This window comes from Desmonostoc vinosum (assembly GCF_059505385.1).
Window position 1 is genome coordinate 21,252 of sequence record NZ_JCACKM010000296.1, and the last position, 12,358, is coordinate 33,609.

Below are 12,358 nucleotides of genomic sequence, written 5' to 3' on the forward strand. Positions count from 1 at the left end.
GTTTTGCTATACAAGACTTTTTAGTCTAGTCTTTATCCGTTACGATTCAGTAAAAATTATTTGTTTTAATATCGATTTAACCATCATTTACCTCTGGTGATGATGGTATCAGACAGAGCGGACACATGAAAACAACAAATTAAGGGTTTGGGTAAGGCGGCTTGTGATTGTCGGAATATTGGTCGAGGAAAACCTTTACACTCCTATATCCTGTTTCAATATACAATCTTTACGCATAATTCTTAACTTGCGTTATGAGTAGGGACTGCGTGCAATATTTTTGTTCAATTCGGTGTTGGAAATTTCTATTCTTAATCAAAATACGAAATCCCACTCACCTATGCTCGCAGTATCTCTGTGTATCTAAAATTTAGATGGCTATTTGCGCCATGTTATCGCTAAATAAAAGAGCATGAATTGTGCTACATACTTAAATCTTATCAAATTCTTAAGTTTGTCTTGGCACACCACTAGACAAGCTATTGTCAAGCAGTTAGTATGTTAGCACGATATTTTTGTATGATGTTTAGTAAAGTTAAATACCCACTTTGAGTGGGTATTTTTGTTTTATAGCTCAAAGGGTATGTGGCGATAAAAGGATGTAGATGCGTAGCGGCAAGATGCAAAATTTCAAAAATTAATACTTGTAATTTCCTCTGAGTTACTAGCTTTTTCCTGCTAGTAGGGATTCGTTTTCTTTTTATCCCTTTGGATAGACAATTCTTTTGCTGTATCTACGTTGTTTTTGATCGTGAGCTAATTTACAACTTCTTCGCGTTGACAATCAAAGACAACCATAAAAGAAGCGTTAGGTACTATCTGACACAGGTGCTGCATATAGCCATCTGCATCAGAGCGATTGCGGAAGCGAGCTACAATTTGCCTTTGTGTATCAGGAAGTAAACGAGCGATCGCCCATGAATTCAAGCGTTCTTTGTAGGCGATCGCTTGAGTTTCTGAGTTGGTAGCTTTGTATTCCGTATTTTGTGGCATGATTGATGTTATCCGTATGAAGTTTAGTAAGTAGCGTTACTGAGTCTCTTGGCGAGGATAACAGTAACGCCTTTTTAAAGATGCTGCCACCTTGTTATTCGATTATTTATAAATTGTCAATACTTAGCACAAGAGGTAAATTAGCCAAGTTACCCTCAATGCCTTAACTGGCAAGCGAAAAAAGAAAAATGAAATGAGAAATAGCAAAAGTATTTTAATCGCATAATTTGTATAAATTTACATCAGTAAAATTATAAATAGTAATTAAAATATATAAATTGTTTTCAAATTTTAATAGTTGCATCCGAGAAAATAGAATCCCAATTACCTATTACCAAATTTGTGGGACTTTCCTTGCTACCCATACTTTTGTTGAAGTTTCTCGTCGCAGTCAATAAAAATTTCTCTTCTCTAGTCCCTAGTTCCTATTGAATATTGTCAAATTTTACTAAGCTAAAAAACATCTAAATTACATAATCAAATTAAATAAAACTCTTGTGGGGTGGGCATCTTGCCCGCCCTAATTATGCAAGTTATATGTGGAACAGCTTATCTTGACCAATTTCTATAAATTAGTTAAAATTTTTGCGCTTAAATTATAGACAATAAGAATGAAAACGCCTTTTGTAACCTCAATAATTCAGAAAGTAGCAGAGCAAGTAGGAGCAGTTGTTGTAGTAGAACCAGAATATAGTTTTGTGGGATGTATTAAGTTTAAGAACGGGCATCAAACCTTTTTTCGTAACAATAAATTTGACATTAATTGTTTTGGCTCAGCAGAAATAGTCAAAGATAAAAATATAGCAAGCTTTTATTTGAAGCAATTTGGCTATAATGTTACTGAAGGTCAAACATTTTTTAGTGAAGAGTTATGTGAAAAAATTTCTAATTCTAGAAATGTTGATGCCGGCTTTGATTACGCTAAAAATATAGGATTTCCTGTTATTGTTAAACCAATTAATCTTAGTCAAGGAATATTGGTAACAAAAGTTTATAATAAAAAAGAATATTATCAAGTAGCCAAAAAAATTTTAAAAGACAACTCAGGATTCATCGTGGAACGATTCTATAGTGGTAATGACTATAGAATCGTAGTATTGGATCACGAAGTTTTCTCAGCATATCAAAGGATTCCTCTATCTATAACAGGGAACGGAAAATCTACTGTTTTAGAACTTATGCAGCAAAAACAAGACACTTTTATTAAAAATAGTCGTCGAAAAATTATAGATTTTGAAGATTATAGAATCAAAAAAAACCTACAAAGATACAAACTAAATTTTAATAGCGTTATACCCCAAGATACTATTGTTTATCTTTTAGATAATGCAAATTTATCAACTGGAGGTGAAGCAGTAGATTTAACTGAGAGTATTCATCCTGATTTTCAGAAGTTAGCGATTCATATCACAAAAGATATGAATCTGAGATTAGCAGGAGTGGATATTATTGCTGATGATATAACTTTGCCACTAGCAGATTACACCACTCTTGAAGTTAATGGTTCTCCTGGATTATTTCACTATGCCTCAATTGGAGAAACTCAAATGAAAAGAGTAGAAAATTTATATCTCAAAGTTCTTATAGCATTAGAGAATGAGATATAATATTATGTCCGTCTGAAGACTTATCGTTATGGCTGACGCGGGGACGCGGGGAAGCGGGGACACGGGGACGTGGGGACGCGGGGACAGGGAGAAATTTTAATAATAAGTAATTACAATTACCCGTGTTCGCTTGAAGACTTATCGTTAGGACTAACGCAAAGACGCACAGAAATTTTAATAATAAGCGATTATCCGAACTTGATATGACATCTGCTTGCGCGGTCAAAGTCGTGGATCAATTCACTTCTAACGCCCCCAAAGCTTTTAAAGTTGCTGCCTGTGCTTCAGTCAAACCTGTTACTCTAGTAATAACCATGCCTTCATATGGACGGGCTGGTCTTAGGGTTTGTAGACACTTCTCGGTAGCAATATCCCAACAGTTGATTGTTTCATCCCAACTTCCACTGAGCAAAGTTTGATCGTCTGGGGTTATATTGAGTGACCACACCCAATGGAGATGATTTTGTAGTGTTGCAAGGCAGTCTCCAGTAAGTACATTCCAAATTTTGATAGTGCGATCGCTACTACTGCTAATCATGCGGTTGCCGTCGGCGGTGAACAGAATACAGATTACCTGGCTGGTATGTCCTGTGAATGTACGCAGGCAAACCCCTGTGTGGATGTTCCACAGTCGCACCAAGGAGTCATCACCACCAGTAGCAACGTATTGAGTATCTGGACTCACAGCAACTGCCCAAACACGGTTTGAATCTGCCTCCCAAGTGTTCAGACAATTGCCTGTTTTCACATTCCAGCGTTTAACTATCGAAGCATAGCCACTGCTGAAAAGAGTTTTGCCATCTTGGCTAAAAGCGATCGCCAACACAGAACCAGGATGCTCATGCAATGTCTGCAAACACTCACCAGAATGCACATCCCATATCTTGATTGTATGGTCGTAGCTGGCACTAGCAAGGAAGTTACTATCTGGACTAAAAGCAATTGCCCAAACCCAACTACCGTGACCATGTAAAGTTTTGAGGCATTGCCCTGTATGGGGACTCCAAAGCTTGATGGTGCGATCTGCACTGCCGCTAGCAAGAAACTGACCATCGGGACTGAAGGCAACAGAAAATACACGATTGCTGTGTCCATGTAATACACGAAAAGGCTGGAGGTCAACTTTTAAGAGTTGTGGTGTATCTAGGTTGACATCCCAAAGTTTGATTGTTTGGTCTTCGTGTCCACTAGCAAGTAAGTTTTGCTGCCAACTGTGGGCGATCGCATAAACAGCATTGCTGTGTCCTTGGAAGGTTTTGGTACATTGTCCACTCTGAAGTTCCCAAACTCTAGCCGCGTGGTCATCTCCACCACTAACAATCAAGTGTCCTTGAGGATGGAAAGCCACTGACCAAATCCGATTTGTATGTTTTTCTAGCGTATCCAGACATTTACCGGTGTTTATGTCCCAAATCTTCACGGTTTGGTCATAGCTGCCACTTACGAGTTGTTCACCGTTAGGGCTGAACGCTACCGAGGTGACGACTTCTGCGTGTCCCAACAATGTCATCAAACACACGCCAGTATGTAAATCCCACAGTCTCACGGTTTGATCGAAACTGCCACTTGCTAACATTTGCCCTTCTGGACTGAAGGCGATCGCTTTTACCCAGTGCTGATGTTGTTTGAGGGTTTGTACACAGCATTCAGTTTCTAAATCCCACAGCTTGATTGTGTGATCTTCACCAGCCGTTGCTAAGATTTGACCTGCCGGATGAAAAGCTACACTCCACACACAAGCATTATGTCCTTTGAGAGTTTGGACACATTGCCCTGTGGCCAGATGCCAGACTTTAACTGTGGCATCATAGCTAGTACTAGCAAGCAGTTTCGCATCAGGACTAAAAGCGATCGCTGTGACAATGCTGGTGTGTCCATACAGCGTTTTGAGACATGCTCCTTTAGTAATGTCCCAAAGTTTGATTGTATGATCCTGGCCGCAACTAGCTAAAATTGGCTGCACAGGGCTAAAGGCCAGATTCCAGATCCAACTGTTGTGTTGTTTACAGCTAAAGAGTTGTTTGCCATTGCTGACATCCCAAATGTGAATTTCACCATTTGTATCACTGGTAGCCAGACTGTGCCCATCTGGACTAAAGACAACGCTAGTAATCCCGCCAAAGGTCGCAGCAAAAACACAATCTCGAAACGTTGTTTGAGTAAAATTGACTCGATGTAAGTTGAGCCGCAAATCACAGTCACGGATATTGAGGCGCGAAAAGTCGTATCCAGTTAAATTGGTTTCTAATTGTGCCAGTAAATTCAACAGATTACCGCCACCATACCCAACTGGATCTATAGCTTCATTTTGGAGCTTTTTAACTAGTCTGTCAAGTTTATGCTCAAGTTGGTGAGTAGAGCCAAGCCTGATTTGTAGTTGACTGAGGATAGGTCGTACAATCAAGTGAATTTGACTGTCGCGGATGTAATCTTTTGCTTGAGCTGGCATCAAAGCATGAGTCAGCAAGTATTGCGGTGATTCTGTGATTATTTCCTGGCAGATTTGTGCAATCAAGCAGTCTGTCACGTATTCCATGACGACAGGTTGCTGTGTGAATCTCCCAGTATTGCTTTCGATCAAGCTACGCCAGCGTAAAGACTCTAGCACCTCCATTAACTTAGACTTAGCCATTGCTGGTGTGAAGGCTGTTTGTAATTCTGCGACAGAAACCTTCTCGCGGTTAATCGCCAGCCAATACATCACTTGCTGTTCCCTGGTGGAAAGTCTTTGGAATTGCTGGTCTAAAAGATTACTTATACCCTTAAATACGCTTGTACCTTCGGTAAAGAAGTGGGCGATGTTGCCTTCATGTAAGTCGCGAATTGAGGTGGCAGCAATTTTTAAAGCTAGTGGATTGCCACGGTAACACTCAACCAGTTGGCGGGTTTCGTCCTGTGAGCCTGATAGCCCTTTGAGTGTTAAGATTGTTTGCCCAACTGCGACTTCTAAGCCCGATAAAGCTAAGGTGCGAACTGGCAAACCATCACCTTCTAAAGCAGCGATTTGGTCAGGTTTTTCGCGGCTGGTAAGCACGATACAGCTTTGATGCTTAGTTTCTCCCAATCGCCACAAAAGTTCACCATAAGATTCGTAGCCTTCACGGTAACAGCTTGTCCCTTGACCTTGCTGTAATAGCGTGTCGAAATTATCTAGAATTAGCAAGCATCGGGATTTGCGTAAGTACTCGATTAAACAAGTAATTTGATCGTGAGGGTTAGCAGGCAATGTTGTAACTTGCTGATGAGAAAGGATTTTGATACATTCCGTCACCTTGTCATGAAAAAAAGGTGCGTGCCGCACCGATCGCCAAATCACATACTCAAATTCTCCCTGCAATTGTTCTGCCAATTTCACCGAGAGTGCGGTTTTGCCTATACCACCCATACCTAGCAGTGTGACTACACGAGTATTATCGCGCCCAATCCATTGGCTGAGGGTTTCTAATTCAGTAGTACGCCCATAGAACTGGGAAACGTCGATTGCTTCCCCCCAATCTGTGTAATTCGTGAATGGTTGGAAGTTGATGGGGGCGTTTGTGTCCTTTTGTGCCTGCGTGGTTCGCTTCAATACTCCGTGCAGATTATTCTTGGTAACTTTTTCGCCTAAAGCTTGAGAGAGCGATCGCCACAGTTCATAACCAATGTCTTTGATATGACCGGGGTCGTAATCGGACTCTACAGCCATATCTAAGTAAGTTTGTCCTGCCCATGACTGACGAAACACAATTTCTTGAACTTTCGTTAAGCGTCCCCGTTCTAATAATTGCTCGACTAGTGCGATCGCTTCTTCAACCGTCATCTATCTACATACCAATACTGAGATTAACTACGATATTCGCACTATAACCTTTGTGATTTTGAAAAGTTTACGTAAATCTACCAAGAAGAACCGACTTTTTTCCGACTTTTTCCGACCGTCAAAGTTTATACCAAGCAGTAGAGTATTGAAACAATAACTTTTAATCGTTCGATAAAAACTGCTAATAAAGATGAAAAATGCACGTTTGATTGTTAAGTCTTCTTTAATCCTTGACCCAAAACAGTTAACTTCTATAGAACAAGCCCTAGTTTTAGCGCCAGAAAATTTACAGAATTTTGCGAGTCAGCCTGATTTTAGTCAAAAAATAGCGATCGCTTTTGGTGAGGGTGCTAAAGTTGATTCCCTAATGACAGCGTGGTTAGCTGGGGATTTTAGTATTTTTCCTGAAATAGAGATTCGTCACACAGCAGATATCAATGGGGCGAATGGAGCTTTTGCAGCGGCGACGAATAAGATTTATTTATCGCAGGAATTTATCATAAATCATCAGGGGGATGTGGGGGCGATCGCGCGTGTCATTTTAGAAGAATTTGGTCATTGGGTTGATACTCAAGTTAATACGACTGATGCACCTGGCGATGAAGGGGATATTTTTGCCAAATTGGTGTTAGGAGATACTCTAACTGAGACAGAATTAAATGCTTTGAAGCAAGAGAATGATGTAGCAACAGTTGTTCTTGATAGTGAAACAGTTCAGATCGAGCAGGCAAGTTCAACACCCTCCAATCCTTTCTATAAATATGAAATCATCGCCAAGACTGGAGATAAAGGAATCCAGAAAATTGAGAATAGGACATCAATCAATGATTTAGGGAAAGTTGCCTTTGTTGGAGATCTAAATACAAGTGTTTTTGGTTCAAATGCTATTTTTGTTGGTAGTGATTCACTAACTTTAACTAATATTGTTCCAGGTACAGTAACAAGCAACCTTCAATTTGGTACAGCTGTACAAATCAATAATAAAAATCAGGTGATTGGAAGTTGGCGAACTTCTGGAACTTCGTCCATATCAGACTTGCGTCTATATAACAGTGACAGTACTGATAGTGGTTCGCTGATTGCTACTGGTGGCGGATTTCAAACAGGTGTTTCTTATCCCTTCGATTATTACTCTGTTTTGCCGATCAATAGTGTTAATAACAAAGGAGAGAGTGTATTTGTTGCGTTTAAGCAGAATTTTGAAGTTGATATATTTTCTGGCCCACGATACGAACTTGGCGATCGCCAGCTTGTCACTCCATCTACGTCTCTATTTTCTAAATTTAATGAAAGATTATTACCAGGTTCGGCTACGGTTAATATAGCAATTGCGGACGACGGGAGCGTTTTAGTTTCTGAATCTCAATCTGGTATCAGAGCAATTAATTTATATAACAATCAATTAAGTACAGCCAAAACAATTGCTGTAACAAGTACCGATGGATTCACTCAGCTTGGAAACAGTCCTGTTATTAGCGATGATGGGCAAATTGTCACATTTTATGGTGTTCTCAATGAAGCGGGAGCAACTGCACTGAAGATAACTCCTGGTGCAGGCATTTTCGCCAGTATCAATACAGGCGGCACTAGTCGGGTAATTCAGCGCATTGCTGGAATTGCAGGCAATGGGTTTTTAGATCCGGGTGAAGAATTTGATGATGTTAATAAAAACGGAATATTAGATACAGGTGAAGATAAAGGAATTTTTTCTAGCTTTGGTGTCAACTCTCGTATTGGTGTTAGCTACAACTTGTTCCAAGAAAAGGGTTTAGGAATAGGAACAATCACTTATCTAGCTTCTGACCAATCTGGCAAAGAGGGGCTTTACACTAACAATCTCAGTGTGTCCTTAAAAACAACGCCAACATTTAATGTCGCCGATCCCAAGTTAGTTGTTAAAGTAGGCGATACCGTAACTTTATTAGAGAAAGAGGGTACTGTTCAAGATTTAGAGATTTACGATCCCATTAACCAGGCGGGTCAAATTGCTTTTTGGGCTTCATTTTCAAACGGAAGTAGCGCAATTTTACGCGCTGATCCTCCCCCACCAAAAGTTTTAAACATTGCAACCCACGGTTTCGGCAGAGACGTCTTTCCCAATTTTTTAGATGGGTGGTTCAAGCTGGGTAAAAAGTTAGATGCACTCTCTTTCGGCACTCCGCTTCAAGGAGATGTCAAAACTTATGTGTCGAACTGGGATTCCTCAACCGGATGGGTTGCAGGTATAGGTTCGATGGTTACTTCAATTGCATTTGGAGCATTCGGTCAAGTAAAATTGGCTGCCATTGCTATAGCTATCGCAAAGCTTCAACTCAAAAAAGGCGGTAGTTTAGCTGAAAATGCAGCACAGACAATTGTTCAAGACGTAAGACTTTCTAATTTACTGGCAGATCCAGAACTTAGCCAAAATGGAGAACAAATTATCCACTTAGTTGGACATAGCCGAGGTGGAGCAGTCAATGCTCGTGTTGCTACCTTATTAACAAAGATGGGGTATCACATTGACCAATACACTGCACTAGATGGCTACTCAACTGATTGGCCCGGTATCAGCAGTATTTTGAGTGATATTAGTATTCCAGACGAGGTTAACGCTGCTGATATTGAGCGGAGAGTTAATTATCGAGTTCAAAATGGGCTTGAAACCAAAATCACCACTATTTTTAATCTGATTAAATCTGAGCTAGGTGATTTTAGCTCTGCCACTCAAACGTTGGTTCAAAACGCCTTACCTGATTGGAAAGCACCAGAAAGAGGAGGAACCCCAAAATATGGCGAGGCTTTTGAAAACTATGTGATCAGAGGATTAGATGAGCCTTCAGATCACCTTAATATTACAGAAATTTATACAGACTCAGATACTCGTCCTTTGACTGGTGAGAGGTACATTCTAGAGAACTTTGTAGGAAAACAAACCACAAGCTCTAAATTACTCAAGTTTGCAGCAAGCTTTAGCTCTTTGAGTGCAGAACCCGACAATGCTTTTACTCTCAATCAATCTGTAGCAAAATCAGCATCTTCCACTACAGCAGATGATTTTAGCAACTTTACAGATGGCTCATTTGAAGATTTAGCTGATTTACGCCAAGAAATATTGGCAGTTGATTTCACACCCACAGATGATGAAGCAATTAACAATTGGGTTGCACAAGCACGAGATGCTTCTAAAATTGTCACCGTTCTCTGGGATGTCGTAGGAAATGTAAAGCTGGTAGATGATGGAACAAACGCACAGGTTGAACTTGTCCAGACGGCTGATACTTCGCTAGGACAGGTGTTGAGTTTCAATGACAGCAGTCCGCAAAGTATCGAGTTTGATCTGTCAGTAGAGACGGTTGGAGAGGGCGATCGCCTTCAGGTAGTCTTTGATAATAGTGTATTAACCGATTTGGATCTCAGTACTTTGCCTACTAATGGACATTATTCAGTGTCCCTTGCAGGCTTAACCTCTCAATTTGGTGAACTAAGCTTCCGACTAACCGGGCCGCAGGATTCACCAGCGATTGTTAAGCTAGACAACCTCTCTGTTTTATTTAAAGATACCCCCCCTGTTAATCATCCACCAACTTTAAATCAGGCGATCGCCTCTCAAACGGCTACCGAAGATGCAGCCTTTAGCTTCACTTTCGACGCTAACACCTTTATTGACATAGACGCTGGCGATAGTCTTAACTATAAAGCAACGTTAGCTAACGGTAATCCTTTACCAGCTTGGCTCAACTTCAATGCCGCTACACGAACATTCAGTGGTACACCAACTAACAGCGATGTTGGTACTCTCAGCCTGAAATTAACAGCAACAGATATTGCTGGCGTGAGTAGTGAAGATATCTTCAATCTGGAAGTTATTAAGATTGACAACCCACCTATCATCGGTACTTCTGGACGTGATGTATTAACTGGAACCTCAAAGAGCGATCGCATCATTGGTCTCCAAGGTGGAGATACACTTACAGGGGGTGGCGGTAATGACCAATTTGTGTATATTGACATCCGCGATCGCGGTGACACGATTACAGATTTTGAGGTTGGCAAGGACAAGATTGTCTTTACCCAACTGCTCGATAGCCTAGTTACAGGAGGCTACAACGGCGTCAACGCCATAGCCGATGGCTATGTCAAAGTTGTGCAAGGTACTAGTGCTAGCAACTTCAGCGTTCAAATTGATGCTGATGGCCCTACAGGTAAAGATATCTTCCGACCTTTAATCACGGTAAATTTAGCAAGTAGCGGCTCTCTTAATAATCCTAATAACTTTGTATTTTAGGAGCTTAACTTTTAGTCTTTAAACAATTCGCAATTCTGTTACTCTAGCAATCCTATTTGAGTTAAGGCTACCGCCAAGGCGACAAGTGCGCCAAGAAAAGAAACAGAGAAATTTAAAACTTATTTAGGATTGCTATATCTACTGGATGTTTACTAACAATTTGGTTCAAAAATTTTTAGGAGGTTTATATTATGTTGATTGCAACTGTTATCAAACAAAACATTAATAAAGCTATAGTGTTCAGCTGCTTGAGCTTAAGCAGTTTTACGATTGCTTCCCCTGCTTTTGCTGCCAGTCTTGATTTAAGCAATTGGGACAAATCAGGTGATGTTGTTGCAGTTCCAAATCAAGCGACACTCACAAATGCTTTCGCTGATGGTACTGATGATGATGTCAATTACAATGTCTCAGGTAATGACCCAGATTATATTAGTTCCTTAGAAACTTTTTTAGGTCTCGACTCAGGAAACCTTGGTCTTGATGCTACCGAAGGATCTGCAATTAAGAAAGCTTTTAATGTTCTGGCTGGGGATGTAATTAGTTTTGACTATTCCTTTTTAACCTATGATACTTCCTTGAGCGATCGCGCCTTTGTCACAATTAGCAATTCAGTTATCCCTCTAACTGGAAATTCCTCTTTTAGTTATACCTTTGCAACAGCTGGTACTTATAATGTAGGCATCGGTGTTATCGATGTCATTGATAACATTGGTTCTTCAACATTGTCGTTAACGAATGCTTCGGTGACAAATGCTAATCCTCAACCAGTCCCCGAACCTTTAACTACCCTTGGTTCTATATTGGCTGGCGGGTTTGGAGTTATGTTAAAAAGAAAATATATAAAAAAAGCTTAACAAAATTAGCTAAGAAAGCATACTTTCTGCTAATTTAGCGATCGCCCTCTTTGAGCCAATGCTGAGCAAAATTGTATAACAGCATCGGCTCTCAAACATCGCAACGATACAGCACCTTTGCAAATATCACTTATTCATCAATAAACCTCTTGCATAAATATTTTTTTGTTGGGCTACGCCCCGCTTTGCTAACATGCAGAGGCGCAAAGACGCAGAGAAGAGAACGCAAAAAAGGACTTTTACAAGAGGTCTAATATCTAAAACTACAACAAATTTTCAACTACTACAGTAAAGATTCAAATTCAGCCTGTAGAGCAACAATATCTGCAACTCTCGCTACCAGCAAACTATCTCTACCTGCGGCATTTAAACTTACTTTCCAAAAACGAATACTCTCTGAGTTATTTAACCAAAACTGAATTACTGTATCTACTACTTGATCTAAATTCCAATCTGACTTTACCGGAACTGATTCTACAGATTCTAGAAATGCATCCAGAGTACACTTGTGAGTTCCTAGATATTCCACTCCTTGGTGTTTTGGTTTTTGCCAACTTTGCTGTTGATGATTAAAAAACGGCAAAACTGGCGATACTCCTATGATGTCAAAAGTGTATTTCATTGCAGTCTTATCCCTTTTGAATCAATTATATAAAACTTTGGTTTAGAAAAAATAATTATGTCTAAAAAATCTTAATTTTCATCTAAAAGAAGTAGAACTATGCCTATATCGTAGTGATTAAACTTTCGTCATCGGTTAAGCTAAAAAACATCTAAATTACATAATCAAATTAAATAAAACTCTTGTGGGGTGGGCATCTTGCCCGCCCTAATTATG

6 protein-coding genes are annotated in these 12,358 nt (G+C 40.0%); 3 read left to right on the forward strand and 3 right to left on the reverse strand.

The window, feature by feature from the left end:
• Nucleotides 1-756: 756 nt before the first annotated feature.
• Nucleotides 757-993: a hypothetical protein gene (locus AC5JMF_RS30570; protein WP_495799465.1), complete on the reverse strand. Its 237-nt coding sequence runs from the start codon at nucleotides 991-993 to the stop codon at nucleotides 757-759.
• A 611-nt stretch (nucleotides 994-1,604) separates the two neighbouring features.
• On the opposite strand from AC5JMF_RS30570, the gene AC5JMF_RS30575 reads away from it, so the two are divergent.
• Nucleotides 1,605-2,600 carry a cyanophycin synthetase gene (locus tag AC5JMF_RS30575; protein WP_495799466.1) on the forward strand — a complete coding sequence of 332 codons (996 nt, stop codon included), beginning with the start codon at nucleotides 1,605-1,607 and terminating at the stop codon, nucleotides 2,598-2,600.
• Nucleotides 2,601-2,835: 235 nt separating this feature from the next.
• Here AC5JMF_RS30575 and AC5JMF_RS30580 read toward each other — a convergent pair whose 3' ends face one another.
• The gene (locus AC5JMF_RS30580; protein WP_495799467.1) at nucleotides 2,836-6,399 is read right to left on the reverse strand and encodes a WD40 repeat domain-containing protein; all 3,564 of its coding nucleotides are present in this window, start codon (nucleotides 6,397-6,399) and stop codon (nucleotides 2,836-2,838) included.
• 190 nt (nucleotides 6,400-6,589) lie between these two features.
• Between AC5JMF_RS30580 and AC5JMF_RS30585 the strand changes: the two genes are divergently transcribed.
• Together AC5JMF_RS30585 and AC5JMF_RS30590 are read left to right on the forward strand one after the other, a co-directional pair.
• The gene (locus AC5JMF_RS30585; RefSeq protein ID WP_495799468.1) at nucleotides 6,590-10,666 is read left to right on the forward strand and encodes a putative Ig domain-containing protein; all 4,077 of its coding nucleotides are present in this window, start codon (nucleotides 6,590-6,592) and stop codon (nucleotides 10,664-10,666) included.
• A 191-nt stretch (nucleotides 10,667-10,857) separates the two neighbouring features.
• Nucleotides 10,858-11,520, forward strand: a complete 663-nt coding sequence (locus AC5JMF_RS30590) for a PEP-CTERM sorting domain-containing protein (protein ID WP_495799469.1) — start codon at nucleotides 10,858-10,860, stop codon at nucleotides 11,518-11,520.
• A gap of 283 nt (nucleotides 11,521-11,803) precedes the next feature.
• Here the strand turns inward: AC5JMF_RS30590 and AC5JMF_RS30595 are convergent, their stop codons facing one another.
• Nucleotides 11,804-12,142, reverse strand: a complete 339-nt coding sequence (locus AC5JMF_RS30595; protein ID WP_495799470.1) for a hypothetical protein — start codon at nucleotides 12,140-12,142, stop codon at nucleotides 11,804-11,806.
• Nucleotides 12,143-12,358: the final 216 nt, after the last annotated feature.